Annotated in this window: 24 protein-coding genes; 11 read left to right on the forward strand and 13 right to left on the reverse strand. The window is 60.5% G+C overall.

The window, feature by feature from the left end:
- Positions 1-4 precede the first annotated feature (4 nt).
- From FHX09_RS01895 to FHX09_RS01905, 3 genes are read right to left on the reverse strand one after another with little or no spacing between them, the layout of a single operon-like run.
- Positions 5-739: an amino acid ABC transporter ATP-binding protein gene (locus FHX09_RS01895; protein ID WP_184449195.1), complete on the reverse strand. Its 735-nt coding sequence runs from the start codon at positions 737-739 to the stop codon at positions 5-7.
- A 1-nt stretch (position 740) separates the two neighbouring features.
- On the reverse strand, positions 741-1,412 hold the full coding sequence (locus FHX09_RS01900) for an amino acid ABC transporter permease (RefSeq protein WP_184449197.1): 672 nt from the start codon (positions 1,410-1,412) through the stop codon (positions 741-743).
- On the reverse strand, positions 1,412-2,083 hold the full coding sequence (locus FHX09_RS01905) for an amino acid ABC transporter permease (protein ID WP_184449199.1): 672 nt from the start codon (positions 2,081-2,083) through the stop codon (positions 1,412-1,414). The genes FHX09_RS01900 and FHX09_RS01905 overlap by 1 nt, the downstream gene beginning before the upstream one ends.
- A 222-nt stretch (positions 2,084-2,305) precedes the next feature.
- On the opposite strand from FHX09_RS01905, the gene FHX09_RS01910 reads away from it, so the two are divergent.
- The gene (locus FHX09_RS01910; RefSeq protein ID WP_184449201.1) at positions 2,306-2,833 is read left to right on the forward strand and encodes a hypothetical protein; all 528 of its coding nucleotides are present in this window, start codon (positions 2,306-2,308) and stop codon (positions 2,831-2,833) included.
- A gap of 277 nt (positions 2,834-3,110) precedes the next feature.
- Here FHX09_RS01910 and FHX09_RS01915 read toward each other — a convergent pair whose 3' ends face one another.
- The gene (locus tag FHX09_RS01915; RefSeq protein ID WP_210294251.1) at positions 3,111-4,568 is read right to left on the reverse strand and encodes an FAD/NAD(P)-binding protein; all 1,458 of its coding nucleotides are present in this window, start codon (positions 4,566-4,568) and stop codon (positions 3,111-3,113) included.
- A 270-nt stretch (positions 4,569-4,838) separates the two neighbouring features.
- Between FHX09_RS01915 and FHX09_RS01920 the strand changes: the two genes are divergently transcribed.
- The 3 genes from FHX09_RS01920 (at position 4,839) to FHX09_RS01930 (ending at position 7,485) form a co-directional block, all read left to right on the forward strand.
- The gene (locus FHX09_RS01920; RefSeq protein ID WP_007797477.1) at positions 4,839-5,672 is read left to right on the forward strand and encodes a MetQ/NlpA family lipoprotein; all 834 of its coding nucleotides are present in this window, start codon (positions 4,839-4,841) and stop codon (positions 5,670-5,672) included.
- A 93-nt stretch (positions 5,673-5,765) separates the two neighbouring features.
- The gene (locus tag FHX09_RS01925) at positions 5,766-6,851 is read left to right on the forward strand and encodes a methionine ABC transporter ATP-binding protein (RefSeq protein WP_132587900.1); all 1,086 of its coding nucleotides are present in this window, start codon (positions 5,766-5,768) and stop codon (positions 6,849-6,851) included.
- The gene (locus FHX09_RS01930; protein WP_132587899.1) at positions 6,832-7,485 is read left to right on the forward strand and encodes a methionine ABC transporter permease; all 654 of its coding nucleotides are present in this window, start codon (positions 6,832-6,834) and stop codon (positions 7,483-7,485) included. The genes FHX09_RS01925 and FHX09_RS01930 overlap by 20 nt, the downstream gene beginning before the upstream one ends.
- Here the strand turns inward: FHX09_RS01930 and FHX09_RS01935 are convergent, their stop codons facing one another.
- The 5 genes from FHX09_RS01935 to FHX09_RS01955 all read right to left on the reverse strand — a co-directional run bounded on the left by FHX09_RS01935 (position 7,486) and on the right by FHX09_RS01955 (position 12,437).
- Complete coding sequence (locus FHX09_RS01935; RefSeq protein ID WP_184449203.1) at positions 7,486-8,841, reverse strand: LLM class flavin-dependent oxidoreductase; 1,356 nt, start codon at positions 8,839-8,841, stop codon at positions 7,486-7,488.
- A 65-nt stretch (positions 8,842-8,906) separates the two neighbouring features.
- Positions 8,907-9,761 carry an ABC transporter permease subunit gene (locus FHX09_RS01940; protein ID WP_132587897.1) on the reverse strand — a complete coding sequence of 285 codons (855 nt, stop codon included), beginning with the start codon at positions 9,759-9,761 and terminating at the stop codon, positions 8,907-8,909.
- The gene (locus tag FHX09_RS01945) at positions 9,758-10,549 is read right to left on the reverse strand and encodes an ABC transporter ATP-binding protein (RefSeq protein WP_184449205.1); all 792 of its coding nucleotides are present in this window, start codon (positions 10,547-10,549) and stop codon (positions 9,758-9,760) included. Before FHX09_RS01945 ends, FHX09_RS01940 begins: the two co-directional genes overlap by 4 nt.
- 74 nt (positions 10,550-10,623) lie before the next feature.
- Positions 10,624-11,637: a taurine ABC transporter substrate-binding protein gene (tauA, locus tag FHX09_RS01950; protein ID WP_184449207.1), complete on the reverse strand. Its 1,014-nt coding sequence runs from the start codon at positions 11,635-11,637 to the stop codon at positions 10,624-10,626.
- Between the two features lie 215 nt (positions 11,638-11,852).
- The gene (locus FHX09_RS01955) at positions 11,853-12,437 is read right to left on the reverse strand and encodes a HutD family protein (protein ID WP_184449208.1); all 585 of its coding nucleotides are present in this window, start codon (positions 12,435-12,437) and stop codon (positions 11,853-11,855) included.
- A gap of 69 nt (positions 12,438-12,506) precedes the next feature.
- On the opposite strand from FHX09_RS01955, the gene FHX09_RS01960 reads away from it, so the two are divergent.
- Together FHX09_RS01960 and FHX09_RS01965 are read left to right on the forward strand one after the other, a co-directional pair.
- Entirely contained in the window at positions 12,507-12,764 is a 258-nt protein-coding gene (locus FHX09_RS01960; protein ID WP_132587893.1) for a type II toxin-antitoxin system prevent-host-death family antitoxin, read from the forward strand.
- Positions 12,761-13,144 carry a type II toxin-antitoxin system VapC family toxin gene (locus FHX09_RS01965; protein ID WP_132587892.1) on the forward strand — a complete coding sequence of 128 codons (384 nt, stop codon included), beginning with the start codon at positions 12,761-12,763 and terminating at the stop codon, positions 13,142-13,144. Before FHX09_RS01960 ends, FHX09_RS01965 begins: the two co-directional genes overlap by 4 nt.
- Positions 13,145-13,160: 16 nt before the next feature.
- Here FHX09_RS01965 and hutU read toward each other — a convergent pair whose 3' ends face one another.
- Genes hutU through hutI form a run of 4 tightly spaced genes read right to left on the reverse strand, consistent with a single transcriptional unit; the run spans position 13,161 to position 18,471 of the window.
- The gene (gene hutU / locus FHX09_RS01970) at positions 13,161-14,849 is read right to left on the reverse strand and encodes a urocanate hydratase (protein ID WP_132587891.1); all 1,689 of its coding nucleotides are present in this window, start codon (positions 14,847-14,849) and stop codon (positions 13,161-13,163) included.
- Positions 14,850-14,874: 25 nt separating this feature from the next.
- Positions 14,875-15,675, reverse strand: a complete 801-nt coding sequence (hutG, locus tag FHX09_RS01975; protein ID WP_132587890.1) for an N-formylglutamate deformylase — start codon at positions 15,673-15,675, stop codon at positions 14,875-14,877.
- Position 15,676: 1 nt separating this feature from the next.
- The gene (gene hutH / locus FHX09_RS01980) at positions 15,677-17,212 is read right to left on the reverse strand and encodes a histidine ammonia-lyase (protein ID WP_132587889.1); all 1,536 of its coding nucleotides are present in this window, start codon (positions 17,210-17,212) and stop codon (positions 15,677-15,679) included.
- Positions 17,209-18,471: an imidazolonepropionase gene (gene hutI, locus FHX09_RS01985; RefSeq protein ID WP_183722057.1), complete on the reverse strand. Its 1,263-nt coding sequence runs from the start codon at positions 18,469-18,471 to the stop codon at positions 17,209-17,211. The genes hutH and hutI overlap by 4 nt, the downstream gene beginning before the upstream one ends.
- A 121-nt stretch (positions 18,472-18,592) precedes the next feature.
- On the opposite strand from hutI, the gene FHX09_RS01990 reads away from it, so the two are divergent.
- The 5 genes from FHX09_RS01990 (at position 18,593) to FHX09_RS02010 (ending at position 22,619) form a co-directional block, all read left to right on the forward strand.
- Positions 18,593-19,954: a formimidoylglutamate deiminase gene (locus tag FHX09_RS01990; protein ID WP_132587887.1), complete on the forward strand. Its 1,362-nt coding sequence runs from the start codon at positions 18,593-18,595 to the stop codon at positions 19,952-19,954.
- A 57-nt stretch (positions 19,955-20,011) separates the two neighbouring features.
- Positions 20,012-20,734, forward strand: coding sequence for a histidine utilization repressor (gene hutC / locus FHX09_RS01995; protein ID WP_132587886.1), 723 nt, complete (start codon positions 20,012-20,014; stop codon positions 20,732-20,734).
- Entirely contained in the window at positions 20,697-21,161 is a 465-nt protein-coding gene (locus FHX09_RS02000; RefSeq protein WP_246699368.1) for a hypothetical protein, read from the forward strand. Before hutC ends, FHX09_RS02000 begins: the two co-directional genes overlap by 38 nt.
- A gap of 65 nt (positions 21,162-21,226) precedes the next feature.
- Entirely contained in the window at positions 21,227-21,427 is a 201-nt protein-coding gene (locus FHX09_RS02005) for a DUF2905 domain-containing protein (protein WP_132587884.1), read from the forward strand.
- A gap of 397 nt (positions 21,428-21,824) precedes the next feature.
- Entirely contained in the window at positions 21,825-22,619 is a 795-nt protein-coding gene (locus tag FHX09_RS02010; protein WP_184449210.1) for a DUF899 family protein, read from the forward strand.
- Positions 22,620-22,682 lie beyond the last annotated feature (63 nt).

Genomic DNA, 22,682 nt, shown 5'->3' on the forward strand with positions numbered 1-22,682 from the left:
ACCTCTAATCTTTGCGCATCTTGGAAAGGAACTGGGCGACACGCGGCTGCCCCATGCCGCCATCGGCGGAGAAGAACTCTTTGGTTGGCAGGTCGACCAGCAGCCTGCCCTTGTCGAGAAAGACGATGCGATCCGAAATCTGCCTGGCGAATTCGACCTCGTGCGTGACGAAAAGCATCGTCGTGCCTTCCTGCGCGAGCTTGGCAAGGATTGTTAACACCTCTGCCGTCATCTCCGGGTCGAGCGCACTGGTCACTTCATCCAGCAATAGGTAACGCGGCTGCATCGCAAGCGCCCGGCAGATGCCGACGCGCTGGCGCTGACCACCGGAAAGCTGGGCCGGGTAGGCATCGGCCCGGCCACCGAGGCCAACCGATTCCAGCAGGGCGCGGGCCATCGCCTCCGCTTGGCTGCGGGGCTTCTTCAGCACTTCGACCGGCGCGAGCGTGATGTTGGCGAGGACCGTCATGTGCGGATAGAGGTTGAACAGCTGGAAAACCGTGCCTGAGCGCTTGCGCGCTTCGGCAAGCTCCTTGGGCTTGCCGACATCAAACTCGTCGACCGTGATCCTGCCGCCACTCAGCTTTTCCAGACCGTTGATGCAACGGATCAGCGTCGACTTGCCGGATCCGGACGAGCCTAGGATCGAGACGACCTCGCCCGGCGCAATGGTTAGATCAACGCCGTCGAGCACGGTCGTGTGGCCGAAGGCCTTTCTTACGTTTTCAACTTTTATCATGTCAGAGCCCTCTCCAAGCACTATGGGCGCGAAGGCGTTTTTCGAAGTGCGACCCGAGCCAAGCGACAAGCTTGGCGGCGGCGTAATAAAGCAAGCCGACAGCCGTCCAGACGATAAATGGCTTCAGCGTCCGCATATTGAGAATGTTGCCGATCTTGGTCAGGTCGACGACGCCGATGACCGAGATCAGCGAGGTTACCTGCAACTGGTTGACGAGGAGCGCGATCAGCGGACCAACGGCAAATGCCGCTGCCTGCGGCGCCACGACATGACGAAGCACCTGCCAGCGGCTCAAGCCAAACACGCGCGCGGCTTCGATCTGGTCGCGGCCGATCGACTCGATTGCCGAGACTGCAATCACATAGACGAAGGCGGCAGTGTTGGCCGAAAGCGTGATCGTCGCCGCCGTGACTGGTGTCACGCGGATGTGAAGGAGACCGGGCAGTCCGAAAAACACCAGAAACAACTGCACCAGCACCGGTGAATTCTTCAGGAGCTCGGAAACGAAGGTGATCGCTTCACAAAGCAGCGGCACGCGATAGAAGCGCACGATTGTCCAGCTGATGCCGATCATCAGTCCGACCAACGATGTCGCGAGAAAGAGTGCAACATTGACGCTGAGACCCTGCGCCAGAAGAATGAGGTCAAAGGACGTGAAATCTGTAAAGCGCATCAGGCAACAGCCTCCATCATGTCACGGTTGAGGCGACGGTGGAGCAGTGCGATGGCGAGCGAAACGAGGTAGGTCAAAGCCGCATAGACAACGAGCAGCACAATATAGACTTCGAAGGGCCGGTATGTCTGCGAGACCACGATTTGTGCCGAACCGGTCAATTCATTCAGCGTGATGGTGGAGAGGATCGACGAGGTGAGGATCATGTTGATGAGAACTGAGCCGAGTGGCCGTATCGACGTTCTCAGCGCAATCGGCAGGACAATGCGCGTGAACATCACACGCCGCGACAGGCCACTGACCTCGGCTGCTTCGATGATGCCCTGATCGATTGCCAGAATGCCGGCGCGGATCACATCCGAGGCGTAGGCGCCGCCGGCGATCGACAGCGCGATCACGCCCGTCGTGAAGGCATCGATATAGATGCCGATCTCTGGCAGGCCGTAATAGAAAAAGAACAGTTGCACGATGAAGGGCACGTTGCGGAAGATATCGACGTAGATGAACGAGATCCGCTGCGGGAGCGCCGACGAGGATGTTCGCGCGATCGCCACGAATGCGCCCATGATGACGCTGCCGGCGAGCGCGAGCGCGCATGCTTGCGCCGTCAGAAGGGCGCCTTGCGCGAGAAAGCCGAGATGAGGCAAGAGAATCGACAGGTCGAGCCGCACGATCTCTCCATGAGCGTGAGTGAAACCGGTTTCATCGTGTCCCGACAACCAAACATTGTCAAGAATGCAGGGGGAGATTTCCTGACCTTCCTGGTGTGGTGGCAATGAACTTCGGATTGGCGTGACGTAGCCGATTTTGCCAAGATGATCGAAAACTGCATCAGGACCATTTGCTGATTCGCAGACGTCTGACATTTTGCCCCACATAGAATGAGCATCGCCATGAGTCATATCCCACAGATCGACTATGCTACTGCTTCCGATGAGATTCGCGCCGTACACGATGAGGAGGTGAGGGTACGCGGGCGTATGACGAACATGAAGCGCACGCTATTGCATTCACCGGTTGCCCACCGCGTTTACGCTGAATGGTTCACGCTTCGCGCCGAGCTCTCTTCAATTCCCGATAGACCTATCTGGGTCTTCTCGCACGCCATTTCGAAAGCCGCGAACTCGAAAATTGCCGTCACCTTCTTTCGCCGGGCGCTCATCAATGCGGGCTTCGACCCGGAGGCCCTGATCTTGTCTGAAGACGAAGTACTCCTCAACGCCTTCGGCAAGGCAATCGTTGTTGATTCCAACGCGGTCCCCGCCGAGATCTGGGCGAAGCTGAAGGATCGATACGATGCCAAGACGCTCGTCGATCTTGTGGCCTTTGCTGGTATCATGCTCGCGACAGCGGTCTTCAATAATGTGGTAGAGGTTGACTTCGATCCAGAGCTCGTGGCCTTCACGGAGACTGCTGAGTAAAGCCAAGCTGGTCGAATCCTCAGCACGTCGCTCAATGGGAATGGCACGTGCGGATATAGTTCAACAACGCAAGGCCGATTGGGTGTCGCTTCAACTCTTCGAGACGCTTCTCCATCATACCCGTTCGACAACTGCGTCACGAGATCGAGCGGTATAAAGGTGAATGCCTTATCGATCGGACTTCGGGTGGACCGTTGCTGATGACGCAAAAGCGAACAGCATTCTCTCCCCATGCACTCTGCCAGTTGACGGGGCAACGCTACCGAAATGTCGGTTTTCACCTCATATCGCCGCCGCCGTGATCCGTCATTGCCTTTACCTTTGCGGCAAGCTCGCTGGCGACGAAGACCGCATGTTCCGTGATCTGTGGCAAGCCCATCAATTCTCCGAATGTGCCGCGCGCCAGCGGTCCGGAAATAAGCAAGGTCGCATCGGGGTGCCCTTCAGCACCAATCGCCTCCGAGTGCTCGGAACACGCGATCCCGAGACCGGTTGGGTCGAGCTGCAGGTATGATTGATCGCGAAGCCTGGAAAGCCATGTCTGGCTTTCAAGGATGCCGCCATGCGCCGGACCCGTTGTGACGACGACGGCATCGTAGCTGCGCTGTAGTTGCGAGCCATGCCGCTGCCTAAGCTCCACATGGATGGCCTCATCCTCGCGACGCACGCGAGCGACGGAAGCCGCCAGCACCTCCATCCTGCCTCCGGCGATCGCCTGCTCGAGTACCTCTTCCACCTGAGGCGCGATCCGGAACCGATGAACGTCCCAATAGGGCCTGATATGGCGCACGATCCTGCAACGCTCTGAAATCGGCAGGTTCTGCCAGATTGCCTGGCCGTGGCCGCGCACTTGGTCAATGACGGCATGCCATGTCAGCCCGCCGGCTTTTGCCTGAGTGATGGCTTGCCGGACGCTCCGCAACAATGCTGTTGCACTATGGACCGGGGCAGCCTCGAACTCGCCGAACGGGTCCTGCGGAAAAGGTGCATGACCTCTTGATCTCAGTCCCCGGCGCGAAATCGATGTGATCTGACCGCGATGGCCGGTCCGCGCGAGCGAGGCGACGATGTCAGCAGCGGTAAGACCATTGCCGACGATCAGCAGCCTGTCGTCCGGCCGGATGGTGTCAAGTGCTCCCGCGCAGGTGGAATCGGCTACAAATCGCTCGTGTCCTTCAAGCGAGCGCAAAACACCTGGCGTCGATGGCGATGGATGGCTGGTGGCGATCACCAGAAAGTCGGCAAACACCTGTCCGCCCTGGCTATCGGTTATGTGCCAGAGCGCACCGTCCCGGCGCACCGCGATAACGAGCGCGCGACGATGGCGCACAGCGCCGCTCTGCACGAAAGGAGCGACTGCTGACGCAATATAGGCTCCGAACACATGGCGCCGGGGAAAGAGGTTGCCATCTGGCCGGTAAGCTTCCGGGTCGTCGGCGACAGCGTCATTGTGCGCGATCCATTCGAGGAAATCCTCCGGATGGTCCGGTAGCAGGCTCATGCGGGCGGCTGGAACATTGATGCGATGGGCCGGATCGGTCGTATCATACGCAAGCCCTCTGCCAAGCTCGCGCCGTGGCTCAAAGACGACGATTGCTGGCGCTCGGTCAGCCATGGAGTGCGCCAGATGGTATGCGACGCCGGCTCCCGAAACGCCTCCGCCGATAATCGCCACCACAGGTCGGCGTATCCTGTCGCGAAGGGCCTGTTGTGATGTCGTGCTGTCTTGCTTCAATGCCCGCGGTCCAAATCGCCTTTGTTTCAAGAGCGCATGTTTGTTCTTCGCGCTCGGATGGTTTAACTTAGAGTCAGTCAGGGAGCCCGGCAACGGCAATATTCTACTAAATCAGTAGAATTTTTATCCCGCTATTCCGTCCAGGCGCCGAAGAGTTTTCCTGTGCTGCAGCGCAATAGAGATCGGCGTGCTTGGTTTACCCTGAGCAGTTTTGAAATTATCTGGCCGTCAGAGGCCAGCCCTCATCAATTCAAGACGGGAAACACCACAATGAACAAGAAGACGTCCACATCAAGTCTGACGCGTCGTGCAAGCCTTGCCGCGATCGCCGCCTCGACGGTCGCCCTGATTGCTTTTGCATCGCCTGTTGCGTCGTTTGCCGAAGACAAGTCGATCAAGGTCGGTATCATGAGCGGCGAGGATGAAGATGTCTGGCGCGTCGTGACCGCCGAAGCCGCCAAGAACGGCCTGACGATCGAAACGGTCGTCTTCAACGACTATACACAGCCGAACGAGGCGCTGGAACGCGGCGAAATCGACGCGAACGCCTTCCAGCATAAGCCTTATCTCGACAACCAGGTCGCGCAGCACGGCTATCATATCGTCCCCGTCGGATACACGGGCGTCTGGCCGATCGGCCTTTACTCCAAGAAGCACAAGGCAGTCGCCGAGATCACCGAAGGTGCGACCATCGGCGTGCCGAATGACCCGTCAAACGAGGGTCGCGCACTGCGCGTTCTGCAGAACGAAGGCATCATCAAGCTCAAGGACGGGACGGGCATTCTCGCAACCGTCACCGACGTCACCGAGAACCCTAAGAAAGTTGAGATCAAGGAACTTGATGCCGGTGTGGTCGGCCGTGCTATCGACGATCTGGATGCCGCAGTCGTGAACACCGACTGGGCTCTGAAGGCGGGGCTGTCTGCGGCTGACCGCATCGCACAGGAGCCGATCGCCGACAATCCGTATCGCAACTTCATTGCCGTCAAGCAAGGCAGCGAGAACGAGACCTGGGTGAAGACACTGGTGTCGTCCTACCAGAACGACGCCGTTAAGGCGGAGTTCGACAAGGTGTATAAGGGAACCGGCGTCAGCGCTTACTGATCGACATTCGCGCCGAGAGGTTAGGCGCGTTGAACAAGGCGGTCCGGGCGTTCCTTGCCCGGGCCGCCTTGGGCGTTTCCGAAGGGAAAGAACATGAACTCAATTGTATCGGCCTCCGCAATCGGGGCCACGCCGGAGGCGGCGTCGGAAGAGGTGGTCCGCCTTGTCGACGTGCATCGGCATTTTGGTGCGACTGCCGCTCTCGACGGCATATCGCTCACCGTCCGCAAAGGTGAGATCCTCGGCATCATCGGACGCAGCGGCGCGGGAAAATCCACCCTGATCCGCTGCCTTAACGGCCTGGAGCGTCCTGACAGCGGCGAGATCGAGATCGAGGGGTCCAGTATTATCGGCCTCGATGAAAAGGATCTGCAGCCGCTTCGCCGCCGCGTTGGCATGATCTTTCAGCACTTCAACCTACTGGCGTCGAAGACGGTCGAAGAAAACGTCGCACTGCCGCTTAAGATCGCCGGCGTCGCAAAGGCCGAACGCCTGAAGCGCGCGCATGAATTGCTGGAGCTTGTCGGCCTCGCGGGCAAGGCAAAAGCCTATCCTTCGTCTCTGTCCGGTGGCCAGAAGCAACGCGTTGGCATTGCCCGAGCGCTCGCGGCGCGCCCGGCATTGCTGCTCTCTGATGAAGCGACATCTGCGCTCGATCCGGAAACGACCCGTTCGATCCTGACCCTTCTGAAGGATATCAACCGCAAGCTCGGCCTCACGATCGTGCTCATCACGCATGAGATGGAGGTCGTGCGCAATATTGCCGATCGCGTCGCCGTCATCGATGCCGGCCGTATTGTCGAGGAGGGTCAGGTCTGGGCGGTGTTTGCCGATCCCAAGGCGCCGATCACCCAAAGCCTGCTGGCGGGAAGCCGCCCGCAATTGCCGGAGCATATCGCCGCCCGGCTGTCACCCACGTCCGGACAGGAGGCGATCCTCAGCGTCGACATGGCCGGCCCGGCTGCGCAGGGCGCGGTTTTTGCCGATCTCTCCACTGCGCTGCCGCAATCCTTCCGGCTCGTCCACGGTGGCATCGATCATATCCAGAACCAGCCGGTGGCGCGCTTCTTCATTGCTATCCCGATGCGCGACCCAGCCCTGAAGGACAAGGTTCTGCAGTTTCTGAAGGCCCGCTCGGCGCGGGTGGAGGTTCTCGGCTATGACACCGATCATGTTTAATCTTCTGCTTCGTTCCCTCTGGGAAACGATCCTGATGACCGGTGCATCCGGGCTGATTTCGCTGGTCTTCGGCCTGCCGCTTGGTCTGGCGCTGGTTCTCACGAACAAGGGCGGCATAGCCGAGAACGCCTGGGTGAACGGCATTTTGAGTGCTATCATCAACGGCTTCCGCTCCGTACCGTTTATCATCTTGCTGGTCGCGCTGATCCCGCTGACGCGCCTTATCGTCGGCACCGCACTTGGCACGTGGGCCGCCATCGTGCCGCTCGCCATTGCCGCGACGCCCTACTATGCGCGTATCGCCGAAGTGTCGTTGCGCGAAGTCGACCGCGGCCTGATCGATGCCGTGCGCGCCATGGGCGGCAACCGCTGGACAATCATTCGCGAAGTGCTCGTTCCGGAGGCGCTGCCTGGCATTGTCGCCGGATTCACAGTGACGCTGGTGACGCTGATCGGCGCCTCGGCGATGGCCGGCGCGATCGGTGCAGGCGGTCTCGGCGACCTCGCCATCCGCTACGGCTACCAGCGTTTCGAGACGACCGTCATGGTGGTGGTCGTTGCCGTGCTGATCGTCCTTGTGTGCGGCATACAGTGGCTCGGCGACCGGCTGGTCGCCAGGCTTGACCACAAGTAATTAATAACGAAACGCCGCGGCAGGGTGCGAGGATGGCAACCTGCCGCGGCCGCCGAACAGCTTCTGCCTGAGGGATCCCTCGGCGTACTGCGCCTTGAAGAGTCCGCGCTCCTGCAACACCGGCACGACAAGTTCGACAAAATCGCGCAGACTTTCAGGTGCCACCGTGCGCGCCAGGTTGAAGCCATCCACACCACCATCAAAAACCCACGCCGCCAGGCGATCCGCCACCTGCTCGGCTGACCCGACGATCGGCCTCATGCGGCTGCCGAGCACCATTTGATCAATGATCTGGCGCAACGTCACAGGCTTTGGTGCCTTCTTGGTGATTGCGGCAAGCGCGGACTGATTGGCGTTGGTTGACGTCTGCGCGATCGGCTCGTCGAGACCGTACTTCGACAAATCAACGCCTGTCGAAGCCGAGTAGTGCGCGACAGACGCTTCCACGCTCGCATGCCGGCGGTAGTCTTCGAGCTTATCCAATGCTTCCTTCTCGGTGCGACCGACGACCGCGCTGACGAGGCCAAGAACGCGCAACGCATCCTTTCCACGACCGAATGCTTCGGCCTTCCGCCGCAGGGCCTCCACGGTCGGACGTGCCGCCTGCGGGGTCGGCGCAGCGATAAAGACGCATTCGGCATGGCGGGCCGCGAAATCCTGCCCGCGCGCCGAGGCGCCCGCCTGAAAAAGCAGTGGCGTGCGCTGCGGCGAGGGCTGCGAAAGATGAATGCCTTCCATCTTGTAATATTGGCCGTCATGCCTGATGGCGCGAACTTTTGAAGGGTCGGCGAAGATGGCGCGCGCCCTGTCACAAAGCACCGCATCGTCGTCCCAACTTCCCTCCCAGAGCTTGTAGAGGATTTCGAGATATTCCTCGGCCGCATCGTAGCGTGCGTCGTGTTCTGGCAATGTCTCAAAGCCCATGGCGCGCGCGGCACTGTCGAGATAGCCGGTGACGATGTTCCATCCGATCCGACCCTTTGTCAGGTGATCGAGCGTCGACATGCGCCGCGCCAACAGGTAGGGCGGCTCGTAGGTCGTGTTGACGGTTACCCCGAAGCCGAGATGCTTGGTAACGTATGCCATGGCCGAGATCGGCATCAGTGGATCGTTGACCGGGATTTGCGCGCCGGTTTCGATGACGGGCGCCGGACTGCCTTTGTAGACGTCGTAGACGCCGACGATATCCGCCAGGAATATTCCGTCCAGCTTGCCCCGCTCGGCGGTGCGGGCAAAATCCACCCAGTAATCGAGGTCGGTATATTGAAGGGACGTATCGCGTGGATGCGTCCACATGCCATGATTGATATGGCCGACGCAGTTCATGTCGAATGCAAAGATCTGCATCTGCTTCATATATCGTTCCCTGTGCCGGCAGACCCGGCGCGCTCGTGAGCTAGAGGGGCGCTCGTGTGCCCTCGTTAGCTCTTACCTTTCCACGGAACGAGGGCAGCTTCCAAGAGCCGAACGGCAGCACTGAAGGCAAATGCACAGGCCGCGATGATGCCGATGCCGACGAAGACGACGTCGGTCGCCAGAAACTGGGAAGCGGACATGATCATGTAGCCGATCCCGCGGTTTGAAGCGATCAGTTCAGCCGCGACGAGCGTGCCCCAGCCGACACCGAGCGCAATGCGCATGCCCGTCAGGATCTCCGGCAGCGCCGATGGCAAAACAATGCTGACGAGAAGCTGCCAGGGCCGGGCACCGAGAGAGCGAGCCGCATGGACGCGCTCGATCGGCAGCGAGCGCACGCCGGCCTGTGCCGAAAGGCAGATCGGCGCGAACATGGCAAGCACAAGCAGCGTCACCTTCGAAGTCTCGCCGATCCCAAGCCAGATGATCATAAGGGGTAGATAGGCGAGCGGCGGCAGCGGCCAATAGAATTCGATCGGCGTGTCAAAGATGCCCTTTGCCCAGCGATTGAGGCCCATCAGCAGGCCAACCGGGATACCGGCCGCGATGGCGATGGCCGCCGCCGTCGCGATCCTGAAGAGGCTTGCAAAGACATGTTCTCCAAGCGAACCTCCGGCATAGCCGAAGCGATAGACGGCGCCGACCTGCGTGACAACCTCCTGCGGCGTCGGCAGGAAGAGACGCGGCACCAATCCGAGCTTTGCGACAAGCCACCAGGTGCCAATCAACGCGACTGCCGTCGCAAGGCTGATCACAAGCGTACTGCTTTCGCCGGCGCCGAACCCCTTCATGTGAACGGTTTTCAGCTGATCGGGCCGGGCGCCGACGACAACGCCGCTCGTTTCGATGACATCGCTCATTGCGCCGCACTCCTGATTTCGTCGCAGCCATGCAGAATGGTCCGAATTTCTTCTCGCAAACTGGCAAACGCTGGTGCGGTCTTGATCGATCGGGCATCGCCGGTTCGGGCGAACTCACGGATGAAATCGAGATCAAAGCGCGCGACGATGCGGCCCGGACGCGGCGACATCACCACGACCTGCGTGCCGAGGAAGAGGGCTTCCTCGATCGAGTGCGTAATGAAGAAGATGCGTTTTTTCGTGGTTTTCCAAATCGATACGAGCAGTTCCTGCATCTGTTCTCGAGTCAGGCTATCGAGCGCGCCGAACGGCTCGTCCATCAACAGCACCTCGGGATCGGCGGCAAGGGCGCGGGCAATGCCGACGCGCTGGCGCATGCCGCCGGACAACTCGTAAGGAAAGGCCTTTGCAAAGTCTTTCAGCCCGACCAGTGACAGTAGCTCTTCTGCGCGCGCGCGCCGCACAGCCCTTGGAACGCCCGCAAACTGCAGGCCAAGCGCGACATTGTCGAGGACTGACTTCCAAGGCAGCAGCGTGTCTTTCTGGAAGACGACGCCACGGTCCGCGCCGGGACGTGTGACCGGTCGGCCGTCAAGAGTAATGGTGCCGGTGGAAAGCGGCAGAAAGCCTGCAATCGCGTTGAGAAGTGTGGATTTGCCGCAGCCGGAGGCGCCGAGTGCCACGACGAAGCTGTTGTCCGAAATATCGAGCGAAACGCGATCCAGGGCATGAACCGTGCGGCCATCCCGCGTTTTGAAATAAACGCTTGCGTGATCCACTTTGAGCATGTGCCGTCTCTTCATATTATGACGCTGGCGCGATATCGCGCCAGCGTGCTCGGATGGGAGGATTAATCGCTATTTCAGTTGCTTGCGTTGACGAGTGCATCCGGCGTGACAAAGGCCGCGTAGCTCGGCAGCACTTCGGTCACTTTGCCCTGATCCTTCAGGAAGGCGGCCGTATCCTTGAGGATTTTGGCGGCGCCCGACTTTTCGCCGCCGCCGAGCCAGGCTTCGGAGGCTTGTACGTCAGGCGTCAGAAGTGTCAGGTTCTTGAGTGCGCCAGCCTGCTGCTCGGGCGTTCCGCCAAGTGTCTTGGCGAGCAGCTTGGCATTCTCGCTGTCGGCATCCCAAGCCTTCTTATCCGCTGCGAAGGAGGCATAGTACTTGTTGATGACGCTCGCGAAGGTCTTCAGGAACGCCGGGTTCTCATCGGCGAACTTCGATGCTGCGACCCAGGCGGAGAAGGTTGGAGCGCCCTTGTCGGCGACATCCCTGGATGTGACCAGCACCTTGCCATTCTTCTTCAATTCGCTCAGTGCCGGATCCCACACAAAACCGCCATCGATGTCTCCGCGATTGTAGCTGGCCACGATCTCCGGCTGCGGAATTGCAAAGACCTGCACATCCTTTTCCGTCAGGCCCAGCGACCTGATCAACGCCAAGAGCTGATAATGGTCGGTGGAGACGGGCGCGGCAGCGAGCTTCTTGCCTTTCAGGTCAGACAGAGATGATATGCCCGAACCGTTGCGAACGACGAGCGCCTCGTCGATGCCGGAGATCGAGGAGAGGTAGAAAGCCTTGACCTCCAATCCGCGGGATGTCGCGGCCGCAAACGGGCTCGAGCCGACATAGCCGACCTGCACGTCCCCCGAGGCGATGGCCGCGAAAATCTCGGCGCCTGAATTGAACTTGCGGAAATCGATCTCATAGCCGGTTGCCTTGGCGAGTTCGCCATTGGCAATTGCCACCGATGACGGCAGCGCGTCGGTCTGGTAGGCAACAACCACTTTCTTGTCGGCTGCCTGGGCAACAAAAGGCGCCAGCAGGCTTGCGGAGCCGAGCGTAATTGCCGCCAATAATGTCCTGATCTTCATGTTTCGCCCCCTTGCGGCTGAGCACCAGCTTCAGCGCTTGAACTTGTTTCGACATGGAAACATTAGGGCGGGCACCCACTCGCACACAGATAAAACTATCTATTTTATAGACTATAAGGACAATATTGTTTTGGCCTCTAAGACGGGCGTGAACATTCGAGCCTTGGCCACCTACGGTCCACCAGCTGGCATCGTTCTTCCTGAGGAAATTCCTGTCAGATCGGATCGATAGAGATCAGAAAGCAGCACGCTTTGCCGCTCACCACGACATCCTTGCCTTTGGCTCCCTGAAGAAGAAGCGCATCCTTTTGACCAAGATCGGCGTGCTCACCGCTCCATTCGACGGTGAGGGTTCCTTGATGACACAGGAGAAACCATGTCGGTGCGGCTGGATGCACAGTCACCGTGGAATCGACATCAACCCTCTCGACCCAATGGCGCAGTCCGTTGCGCCGGGTCATGACGTTCAGGTCCGTGATCGGTCCCTCGGCGAGCCTCGCCGCCACCGCGACATCCGCGGGAAAGGCGAGGGGAGCGCTGGCCTGTTTTAGCAACACAGGCGCGTTGTCGTCGATTGTCAGCGACATGCCGTTGCCTTCAAGGATCGCAAGCGTCCGGTCGATGCCGGTAAAGATCGAGAACGGCCCATCCGTTTCAACCGTTGCCATGCTGACGCGCCAATCGAAATCAGACAGTGCCGCGCCCTCCGGCGAGACCGCAATTTCGACGGTCTGGCCGCCGCCGTTCTTCCACGGCATGCCGCGATAGGTGCTGGATCTGAGAACGGTGGCGCGGGTCATTTGGGCTCCATCATTGCAAGGGAAGGCAGGGTGAACTAAGTTTATTGGACTAAGTCTATCGAGGCAGCTATGCAGACCGTGAACATACACGAAGCGAAGACACACCTGTCGCGGCTTATCGAGAAGGCCGCGAAAGGTGAGGCGTTCATCATAGCCAAGGCCGGGAAACCCCTGGTGAAAGTCGTTCCCCTCGAAGAGGCCGATGCCCCGAAGAAACAGCGGATCGGCTTCATGAAAGGCATGATCTTGGTTCCCGACGATTTCGACACCATGATGGCCGATGAGATCGAGGAGATATTCAGTGAGGGTGAACAGTTCCCCGAATGAGGCTGCTGCTTGATACGCACATTCTAATCTGGGCAGCCGGCGATAGCGAGCGGCTGCCTGATCGTCTGCGAGCGCTGATCGAGGACGACCAGAACGAGCTCCTTTTCAGCCCCGCCAGCCTCTGGGAAATCGCGATCAACCAAGCGCAGATCCGCCCCGATTTTCGCGCCGATCCCTCGATGCTGAGAGAGCGCCTTCTCCAAAATGGTTATGTCGAGCTGCCGATCAACGGCGAGCATGCGCTTGCAATCGCGGCACTCCCGCCGATCCACAAGGATCCCTTCGACCGTATGCTGATTGCCCAGTCAAAGATCGAAGGCGTTGCCTTGGTCACAGTTGATCAGACCGTGCTGCAGTATCCGGGCCTCATGGAATTTTGAGGCCCGGCACAACAGGTCAATTCCCCAGAATTGCCGGCAGACGCAGACCCTGTTCCTTGGCGCAATCGACGGCGATCTCATAGCCGGCATCGGCATGGCGCATGACGCCGGTCGCTGGGTCGTTCCAGAGGACGCGCTCCAAGCGCCGCGCTGCATCGTCCGTGCCGTCGGCGCAGATGACCATCCCGGAATGCTGTGAGAAGCCCATGCCGACGCCGCCGCCGTGATGGAGCGACACCCAGGTCGCGCCAGACGCCGTATTCAGCAGCGCATTCAGCAGCGGCCAGTCAGAAACGGCATCCGAACCGTCCTTCATCGCTTCCGTCTCGCGGTTCGGCGACGCGACCGAGCCAGAGTCCAGGTGGTCGCGGCCAATGACGATCGGCGCCTTCAGCTCGCCGTTCTTCACCATCTCGTTGAAGGCAAGGCCGAGGCGATGGCGATCGCCGAGCCCAACCCAGCAAATGCGCGCCGGCAGCCCCTGAAAGGCGATGCGTTCACGTGCCATGTCAAGCCAGTTGTGCAGGTGCTTGTTGTCGGGCAGCAGTTCCTTCACCTTGGCGTCGGTCTTGTAGATATCTTCCGGATCCCCGGAGAGCGCCGCCCAACGGAACGGACCTATGCCGCGGCAGAAGAGCGGACGAATATAGGCCGGCACGAAACCCGGGAAGGCGAAGGCGTTCTCGAGGCCTTCATCCTTGGCGACCTGACGGATGTTGTTGCCATAGTCGAGCGTCGGGACGCCGGCATCCCAGAAGGCGACCATGGCCTCCACGTGCTGCCTCATGGAGGCGCGCGCGGCGACTTCTACCGACTTCGGATCGGTCTCCCGCTTGGCCTTGGCTTCCTCGACCGTCCAGCCTGCAGGCAGGTAGCCGTTGCGCGGGTCGTGCGCGGAGGTCTGATCGGTCACGATATCGGGGCGCGCACCGCCGGCCTTCATGCGACGAACGAGTTCCGGGAATATCTCGGCGGCATTGCCGAGCAAACCGACCGACTTTGCCTCACCGGCCTTCGTCCACTTGTCGATCAGCGCCAACGCTTCGTCGAGCGTCTTTGCCTTTTCGTCGACGTAGCGGGTGCGGAGACGGAAATCGATGCGGGTTTCGTCGCTTTCGACAGCCAGGCAGCAGGCGCCAGCCATGACAGCAGCGAGCGGTTGTGCGCCACCCATGCCGCCGAGACCGCCGGTCAGGATCCACTTGCCCTTGAGGTTGCCGTTGTAGTGCTGGCGGCCTGCCTCGACGAAGGTTTCGTAGGTACCTTGAACGATGCCTTGCGTGCCGATGTAGATCCACGAGCCGGCCGTCATCTGGCCGTACATGGCAAGGCCCTTCTTATCGAGCTCGTTGAAATGATCCCAGGTCGCCCAGTGCGGGACGAGGTTCGAGTTCGCGATCAGGACGCGTGGAGCATCCTTGTGCGTGCGGAAGACGGCGACTGGCTTGCCGGATTGCACAAGGAGCGTTTCATCCTCGTTCAACGTCTTCAGGGTCGCTGCGATCCGGTCGAAGTCGTCCCAGGTGCGGGCCGCACGGCCGATGCCGCCATAGACCACGAGCTCGTTCGGATTTTCTGCCACGTCAGGGTCAAGGTTGTTCATCAGCATGCGCAGCGGCGCTTCGGTCATCCAGCTCTTGGCGTTGAGCTCATTGCCGCGCGGTGCGCGGATCTCGCGAATGTTGTGGCGTGGGTTTGCAGTCATGCGGGTTCCCCCTGTCGAGTGATTGTTATCGTTTCAGGCCCGGCGCGATCTGTTCAATGCGCACCAGAATGTCTTTGAGATGGACGCGAAGACGCTTTGCCTTCGCGGCGTCATAGGCGAAGGGTGGCGCCTCGGTTTGGAGATGCGTCGATTGCGCAAGCTCCATCTGGATGGCGTGCACGGCGATCTCGGGCTGGCCGTAATGGCGTGTCGTCCAGCCGCCCTTGAAGCGGCCGTTGAGCACGCTGTCGTAACCCTCAGCGGCTTCAACGACGGTGAGCGTCGCCTGCTCGATGGCGCCATCGCAGGTCTTGCCCATATCCGTGCCGATATTGAAATCCGGCAGCTTGCCCTCGAAGAGGAACGGAATGTGGGAGCGGATCGAGTGGCAGTCGTAGAGGATCGCCACGCCATGGATGGCCCTCACACGCTCGATCTCGGCGGCAAGTGCGGCGTGATAAGGCGCGTGAAAGTCCCGCAGCCGCGCCGCGATGTCGGCCTCACCAGGCCCCTGCCCATCCTTCCAGATCGGCTTTCCGTCGAAATCCGTTTCCGGAATAAGACCGGTGGTGTTCTGGCCGGGATAGAGGCTGACACCGGCCGGATCGCGGTTCGCATCGATGACGTAGCGGTGGAAGGTTGCGCGCACGGTGGTCGCGTCTGACAGCAGGCCATCATAGAGGTGATGAATGTGCCAGTCGGTATCGGCAAGAATCCTGCCGTTTTCGTTCAAACGCTCCCAGATATCACCGGGAACGTCGATCCCCGTGTGGGGAAACGCGAGGATGACTGGAGATGAGCCCTGTTTAACTTCGAATACAGCCATGTCAGCTCTCCAGAACGGGTAGGATGCCGGGCTGGACGGATGCATTGAGCGTGCCCGTCGCGATGAGATCGCCTGCCGCCTTAAGGTCGTTTGCCATGTAGCGGTCGAGCTCCAGGCTCGGCACTGCGCTGCGGATTGTCGAAATCGCCTTCTGCAGTTCAGGGCTGGTTGTCAGGGGGGCGCGGAACTCCACGCCCTGGGCTGCGGTCAGGGCTTCGATGCCGACAATATTGAAGAGGTTGTCAGTCATCGGCAGCAGCCGACGGGCACCGTGGCAGGCCATGGAGACATGATCTTCCTGATTGGCCGACGTCGGCGTCGAGTCGACGGAGGCCGGGTGCGACATCTGCTTGTTTTCCGACATGAGTGCCGCGGACGTTACTTCCGCAATCATCAGGCCGGAGTTGAGGCCGGGCTTCTTTGCCAGGAAGGCCGGCAATCCGTAGGAAAGCGCAGGGTCGACCAAGAGGGCGATACGCCGCTGCGCGATCGCGCCGATTTCACAGATGGCAAGGGCGATCTGATCCGCTGCGAAGGCGACTGGCTCGGCATGGAAGTTGCCGCCGGACACAACCGAGTTGTCCGAAAGCACCAGCGGGTTGTCGGTGACGGCGTTCGCTTCGATTTCCAGCGTCCGAGCAACCGAGCGCAGCAGATCCAGGCAGGCGCCGTCGACCTGGGGCTGACAGCGGATGCAGTAGGGATCCTGCACGCGCTCGTCGCCTTCAATATGGCTTTGACGGATCACCGAGCCTTCGAGAAGTCCCCGAAGTGCTAAAGCCGTATCGATCTGGCCCCTATGGCCACGCAACGTGTGAATGTCCGGATGGAAGGGGGCGGACGAACCCATGGCTGCGTCCGTCGACATGGCTCCGGTAATCAAGGCCGCCTGGGCTGCCCGATGTGCGCGGAAAAGACCGGCAAGAGCCAGCGCCGTCGAGGTCTGCGTACCATTGATCAGTGCGAGGCCTTCCTTCGCAGCGAGCACGACGGGTTTCAGTCCGGCGCTTTCGAGAGCCGCACTGCCGGAAAGACGCTCGCCGGCAAAGAAGGCTTCGGCTTCGCCCATCATCACGGCGGCCATGTGGGCGAGGGGGGCAAGGTCGCCCGAGGCGCCAACGGAGCCTTTTTCCGGGATGACCGGGATGACGCCCTTTTCCAACATGCCTTCGATCAGCCGCACCAGTTCCAGCCGCACGCCAGACGCGCCACGACCAAGCGAAACCAACTTCAGGGCCATGATCAAACGAACGACGTTTTCAGGCAGCGGCGCGCCGACGCCGCAGCAATGCGAGAGGATAAGGTTGCGCTGAAGCGTCGCCACATCGGCGCTATCGATCTTGATAGACGCGAGCTTTCCGAAGCCGGTATTGATGCCGTAGACCGGCGCATTGCCAGCCGCAATCTCGGCAATGCGTGAAGCGGCCTTCGCGATGCCGGCGTCAAAGGAAGCGTCGAGCTTTGCTGGCTCACCGGTCCAGTAGATCGTCTCCAGTTCCTTCAGCGAAACGGAGCCGGGATGAAGGGTAATGGTCAACGGTCGATCCTTTCGCCCTTGAAGACATGTGCATGAAGTGGGTTGAAGCCGATGCGGTAGACGAGTTCGGCGAGGCTTTCGACGTCCCAGATGGCGAAATCTGCGGACTTGCCGGGCTCGAGCGTGCCCGTTTCCTCTAAAAGTCCGAGGGCGCGTGCGCCTTCACGGGTCGCACCCGCGATGCATTCCTCGACAGTGAGACCGAACAGTGTCGCCGACATGTTCATCGTCAGGAGCAGCGAGGTCAGCGGCGACGTTCCGGGATTGCAATCAGTGGCGATGGCGATCCGAGCGCCGGCGTCGCGCAGCGCCTGAACAGGCGGCTTCTGCTTCTCATTGATGGCGTAGAAGGCACCCGGCAGCAGGACGGCGACCGTACCGGCCGCGGCCATCGCCGTGGCGCCTTCTGCATCCAGATACTCGAGGTGGTCGGCCGAGAGCGCATCATAAGAGGCTGCAAGCTTTGCACCGCCTAGGTTGGACAATTGCTCCGCATGCAGCTTGACCGGCAGGCCGAGCGCCTCGGCCTTGTCGAAGACCTGGGCGATCTCGACTGTCGAAAAGGCGATCCCTTCACAGAAGCCATCGACAGCGTCGACCAAGCCCTCGGCATGAGCGTATTCGAGAGCCGGGATAACGACGTCCGTGATGTAATCACCGTTACGGCCCTTGTACTCGACCGGCGTCGCATGAGCGCCGAGATAGGCGGTAACGACACGGACCGGACGGACCTGCTCAAGCTGGCGGGCCGCGCGCAGCATCTTCAGTTCGCCGTCGATATTCAGCCCGTAGCCCGACTTTACTTCGATCGTCGTCAGGCCTTCGGAAATAAGTGTATCCAAGCGGGGAAGAGCCGCCTCGACGAGACCTTCGACCGAGAGTGCGTTTGTTGCCTTGACGGAAGAGACAATGCCGCCGCCGGCGCGCGCGATCTCTTCATAGGTCGCGCCTTCCAGGCGCATTTCAAATTCGCGGGCGCGATTGCCGCCATAGACGATGTGGGTGTGGCAGTCGACGAGGCCAGGCGTCACCCAGCGACTTTCGAGATCCGTGATTTGGGCTCGCTCGATCGCCGACACCGGCAAGTCGGCCTCTGGACCGACAAAACTTATGCGGCCGCCTTCTGTAACAATGGCACCTTTGTCGATGATGCCGAGACCCGGCTTTTGTGGATCGAGCGTCGCCAATCGCGCATTCCGCCACAAATGTGGACGGAGATCGCCGGATGCTTCATCGCTTGAAAATTTGTTCCCATTCATCAGCTTTGCGCCTTCCTTTATGTGGAAACATGTATATACATAATAAACAGGTGACAAGTGAAATTTTGTGCGTCTCCATGGAAAAGAAAGATGCGCGGCGCCAAAGAGGAGAAAAAGCGTTATGGCCCAGACGGTAGCGACCACACTGCATTCAAGCGCAGCACTTCTGCCGAACGGGTGGCAAAAGGACGTTCGCCTGACGATCGCCGATGGCCGTATCGCAAGCGTTGAAACGGGCGTCGCCGCCGAGCCCGGCGACGAGCATCACGACACGCTTGTTCCCGCGATGAGCAACCTGCACAGCCACGCTTTCCAGCGCGCAATGGCTGGCCTTGCGGAAGTGCGCGGACCGGCGAACGACAGCTTCTGGAGCTGGCGTACCGTCATGTACAAGTTCGCCCTCTCGATGACGCCTGAGCATGTCGAGGCCGTGGCCGCCCAACTCTATATGGAGATGCTGGAAGCCGGTTTTTCCCGTGTCGGCGAATTCCATTATTTGCACCACGACAAGGACGGCGCGCCCTATGCCAACATTGCCGAGCTCGCCGAGCGCATCGGGGCGGCAGCAAATATCAGCGGGATCGGCTTGACGTTGCTTCCGGTGTTCTATGCCCATTCCGGCTTCGGTGGCGCGGCGCCGATCGATGGCCAACGGCGCTTCATCAATTCACTGGACAGCTTTGCCGCATTGTTGGAGGGCTGCCGCAAGATGGCAAGCGGCCTTCCCGGTGCCGAGCTCGGTCTTGCCCCGCACAGCCTCCGCGCCACTACGCCGGGGGAACTCGTCAAGGTCGTAGCGCTGGCCGGCGACGGGCCAATCCATATCCATGTCGCCGAGCAGGTGAAGGAAGTCGAGGACTGCCTCGCGTGGTCGGGCGCGCGGCCCGTCGAATGGCTGCTGGCCAATGCGCCCGTCGATGGTCGCTGGTGCCTGATCCACGCAACCCACATGACGGACGAGGAAACGCGCGGCATGGCGCGCAGCGGCGCGATCGCCGGCCTTTGTCCGATCACCGAAGCCAACCTCGGCGACGGCACCTTCCAAGCGCCGCTCTTCATCGAAGAAGGCGGCCGTTTCGGCGTCGGCTCGGATTCCAACGTTCTGATCTCGCTTCCAGGCGAACTGCGCCAGCTCGAATACTCGGAACGTCTGGCGCTCAGGGCTCGCAATGTCATCGCAGCGCCAGGCGGCTCGACCGCGCGCAGACTTTTCGATCTTGCGATGACCGGTGGCGGCGCTGCACTGAAGGCACCGGGCGGGATCGCGGTCGGCCACCAAGCCGACCTCATTTCGCTCGGCAAGACAGCCGTACCCTACCTTTCCGGCGATCAGCTGCTCGATCACTGGGTCTTTGCCGGTGGCGTGGCCGTCGACAGCGTCTGGGCGCACGGCCGCAAGCAGGTCGCTGGCGGTCGCCACGTGGCGCGCGATCAAATCAATCGCCGGTTCCTGAAGGCGATGGGCGAGCTTCTGGCAGCATAGGGCTTTCCAGGTCGCAACATACAGATTAGAGCGGGAGGCATTAAACGGAGCGTGACGATGAACCAAAGCAAGGAGACAACCTTGCACCAGCGGATCGTGAGCGACATCGAAGGCCGCATCGTTTCTGGCGAGTGGCCGCCGGGTCACCGCATCCCGTTTGAAGTGGACCTCACCAAGAAATACGACTGTTCGCGCATGACCGTGAACAAGGCGCTAACCCAGCTCGCCAAGGCGGGCCTCATCGAGCGTCGCAAGAAATCCGGCAGCTTCGTCACGCAGCCGCAGGCGCAATCGGCCGTCCTGGAGATCCACGACATCAGGGCTGAGGTCCAGTCACTGAATCTTTCCTACTCCTTCGCCGTATCCAAGCGCGAACAACGCAAGGCGAAGGTCGACGACATTAGACGCCTTGACGTCGCACCAGGATCTTCCGTGGTTGATGTGGCCTGCATCCATCAGGCGGGTGGTCGACCGTTCTGCCTGGAAGAGCGACTGATCAGCCTGTCGACCGTGCCTGAAGCCGCCGAGGCCGATTTCTCCGAAATGGCGCCGGGCGCCTGGCTGATCAATCAGATCCCCTGGAGCAGCGCCGAGCACCGCATTCACGCCGTTTCGGCCGGTTCAGACGAGGCTACCGCCCTCGGGATCCCGCGTAACACCGCCTGCCTGGTCGTCGAGCGCCGCACTTGGAGCAATGTCGGGCCGGTCACCCATGTACGCTTCACCTATCCCGGTGACCGCCATGCGCTGGTGGCGCGGTTCACACCGGCATCGCAATAGAGAACGGCCTCGGCAAGCGCCACCGGCCGTACTCGTCGACCGCGAGTGGGCGGAGATCACCGGCGAAGGCCTGCGGTTGTCGCAGCCCGATGAGCTGCTCGACGCCTGGCGTGACGCTCACGAAGCGCCAAGCGGAGAGCGATTGGCCTTCTACGCACTGAAGACATCGCTTACAAAGGATCTGAACTCACCCTTGGTGGACTTGCTCGCCGGGATGCTGAAGCGTGGGGTCGAGAGCGGCGATTTCCGCAAGGGCGTCGACCCGGTACACCTCGACATATCAATTGCAGCGCTCTCATATTTCTATCTCTCTAACAATCACACGCTTTCTGCGATCTTCGGCAGAGATCTCTTATCGCCGGCTGCCTTGGAAGAGCGACCGGAACATATTCAGGGGCTCGTCCCTGGTTATGTGACCGCCACGTAAGAGTGTTGCCTGTATCGAAACTGGGTTACCATCCAATCGAGCGAATTCTTATAGCGTCGTGTTCCATGTCCAGGGTCCTCATCATTGTCGGGCTTGCTGTCGTCGTGGTTGGTATTCTGTGGCCGTGGCTTGTGCGCATCGGCCTGGGGAGGCTGCCGGGCGACATTCTTATCGAGCGCGAGAATTTCTCCATCTACATCCCTATTACCACCGGTCTGCTTGTCAGCATTCTGCTGTCCGTGATGCTCTGGCTCCTCAGTCGATAGGAAGCAATGCCAGTTGTTGTGATCAACCAACAATTTGCGTGCCAGCGCCGCGATCGCTCTTCTTCGCGCGCCCACCGCTGGACTGCAGCGGGTCGTAAACCATTGGCGCGCTGACGTTCGAAGAATGGAAGAATGTCAGTCAAGGGCTTCCTTTACGGGAAAGCGGTCTACCCGACCCATCACGATAGCTGGAGCCTTGCACAACACGATACAGACCCCCGGCTTGCGCTTCGAATGTGCGCGGCGCGGCTTTGTCGGCGACGCCGACGGAATGGCGTCACACTTGTTACTCCCCCTGTTCGCTTTCCGGTGCCAAGCTATCTGACGAGCAACAACGACGAACCGGATGTCAGCCAGCAGGCGCGAAAATTCGCCCAGATCGAGGAGATTGAAAGCCATGTCGAGATCAACGGACGATGGTCAAATAGGCACGCAGCCAGATATGCACACGCCACCGGTCGTGTCGCCGCGGGCCTGGGAGACGGCCTTGCAGCAGTTGCTTGTGAAAGAAAAGGACATGACCCGCGCCCGTGACGCCCTGGCCGCCGAGCGCCGGCGGATGCCGTGGATGGCCGTCGAGACCGCTTATTGGTTCGAGGGACCTGCGGGCAGGAAAAGCCTGCTTGACCTGTTCGATGGTCGGCGACAGTTGATCGTCTACCGCGCCTTCTTCGAGCCGGGCGTATTCGGCTGGCCCGACCACGCGTGCCGGGGCTGCTCCATGGTGGCCGATCAAGTCGCCCATGTCGCGCACCTGAACGCGCGTGACACCACCCTCGTCTTCGCCTCGCGTGCGCCCCAGTCCGACATCGCGCGCCTAAAGGCGCGGATGGGCTGGGAGATGCCGTGGTTTACTATCACCGACAGCTTCGACGCCGACTTCGGCGTGGATGAGTGGCATGGCACGAACGTGTTCTACCGTGACGTCGACCGCGTATTCCGCACTTATTTCGTCAATAACCGCGGCGACGAGCAAATGGGAAGCACGTGGAATTACCTCGACATCACTCCCTTGGGCCGGCAGGAGGTTTGGGAGGACTCGCCCGAGGGCTACCCGAAAACGCCGACGTACAAGTGGTGGAACTGGCATGACAGCTACGTTGCAAACGCAATACCCGACGAGAAATGGGTCGAGGTTTCAAACGCTGGAGAAGCGGCGTTCCGGAGCCAACACGCGAGCGAGAAGCCCTGAGCCATGGTCCAGGTAGTAGAGAAGTGAAGAACAGGTCGCGCAGAATATGGTGCGCATAGGCGC

Origin of the sequence: Rhizobium sp. BK538 (genome assembly GCF_014197575.1) — a bacterium.
Classification (GTDB): Bacteria; Pseudomonadota; Alphaproteobacteria; order Rhizobiales; family Rhizobiaceae; genus Rhizobium.

What these genes read in the sequence shown, in the direction of transcription:
- hutG (WP_132587890.1), bottom strand. Translation starts at nt 15,675, where the DNA reads ATGGCTGTATTCGAAGTTAAACAGGGCTCATCTCCAGTCATCCTCGCG.
- FHX09_RS01990 (WP_132587887.1), top strand. Translation starts at nt 18,593, where the DNA reads ATGGCCCAGACGGTAGCGACCACACTGCATTCAAGCGCAGCACTTCTG.
- FHX09_RS01895 (WP_184449195.1), bottom strand. Translation starts at nt 739, where the DNA reads ATGATAAAAGTTGAAAACGTAAGAAAGGCCTTCGGCCACACGACCGTG.
- FHX09_RS01930 (WP_132587899.1), top strand. Translation starts at nt 6,832, where the DNA reads ATGACACCGATCATGTTTAATCTTCTGCTTCGTTCCCTCTGGGAAACG.
- tauA (WP_184449207.1), bottom strand. Translation starts at nt 11,637, where the DNA reads ATGAAGATCAGGACATTATTGGCGGCAATTACGCTCGGCTCCGCAAGC.
- hutU (WP_132587891.1), bottom strand. Translation starts at nt 14,849, where the DNA reads ATGACTGCAAACCCACGCCACAACATTCGCGAGATCCGCGCACCGCGC.
- FHX09_RS02010 (WP_184449210.1), top strand. Translation starts at nt 21,825, where the DNA reads ATGTCGAGATCAACGGACGATGGTCAAATAGGCACGCAGCCAGATATG.
- FHX09_RS01920 (WP_007797477.1), top strand. Translation starts at nt 4,839, where the DNA reads ATGAACAAGAAGACGTCCACATCAAGTCTGACGCGTCGTGCAAGCCTT.
- FHX09_RS01955 (WP_184449208.1), bottom strand. Translation starts at nt 12,437, where the DNA reads ATGACCCGCGCCACCGTTCTCAGATCCAGCACCTATCGCGGCATGCCG.
- FHX09_RS02000 (WP_246699368.1), top strand. Translation starts at nt 20,697, where the DNA reads ATGCGCTGGTGGCGCGGTTCACACCGGCATCGCAATAGAGAACGGCCT.
- FHX09_RS01900 (WP_184449197.1), bottom strand. Translation starts at nt 1,412, where the DNA reads ATGCGCTTTACAGATTTCACGTCCTTTGACCTCATTCTTCTGGCGCAG.
- FHX09_RS01945 (WP_184449205.1), bottom strand. Translation starts at nt 10,549, where the DNA reads ATGCTCAAAGTGGATCACGCAAGCGTTTATTTCAAAACGCGGGATGGC.
- FHX09_RS02005 (WP_132587884.1), top strand. Translation starts at nt 21,227, where the DNA reads ATGTCCAGGGTCCTCATCATTGTCGGGCTTGCTGTCGTCGTGGTTGGT.
- FHX09_RS01935 (WP_184449203.1), bottom strand. Translation starts at nt 8,841, where the DNA reads ATGAAGCAGATGCAGATCTTTGCATTCGACATGAACTGCGTCGGCCAT.
- FHX09_RS01925 (WP_132587900.1), top strand. Translation starts at nt 5,766, where the DNA reads ATGAACTCAATTGTATCGGCCTCCGCAATCGGGGCCACGCCGGAGGCG.
- hutI (WP_183722057.1), bottom strand. Translation starts at nt 18,471, where the DNA reads ATGAATGGGAACAAATTTTCAAGCGATGAAGCATCCGGCGATCTCCGT.
- FHX09_RS01940 (WP_132587897.1), bottom strand. Translation starts at nt 9,761, where the DNA reads ATGAGCGATGTCATCGAAACGAGCGGCGTTGTCGTCGGCGCCCGGCCC.
- hutC (WP_132587886.1), top strand. Translation starts at nt 20,012, where the DNA reads ATGAACCAAAGCAAGGAGACAACCTTGCACCAGCGGATCGTGAGCGAC.
- FHX09_RS01910 (WP_184449201.1), top strand. Translation starts at nt 2,306, where the DNA reads ATGAGTCATATCCCACAGATCGACTATGCTACTGCTTCCGATGAGATT.
- FHX09_RS01965 (WP_132587892.1), top strand. Translation starts at nt 12,761, where the DNA reads ATGAGGCTGCTGCTTGATACGCACATTCTAATCTGGGCAGCCGGCGAT.
- FHX09_RS01960 (WP_132587893.1), top strand. Translation starts at nt 12,507, where the DNA reads ATGCAGACCGTGAACATACACGAAGCGAAGACACACCTGTCGCGGCTT.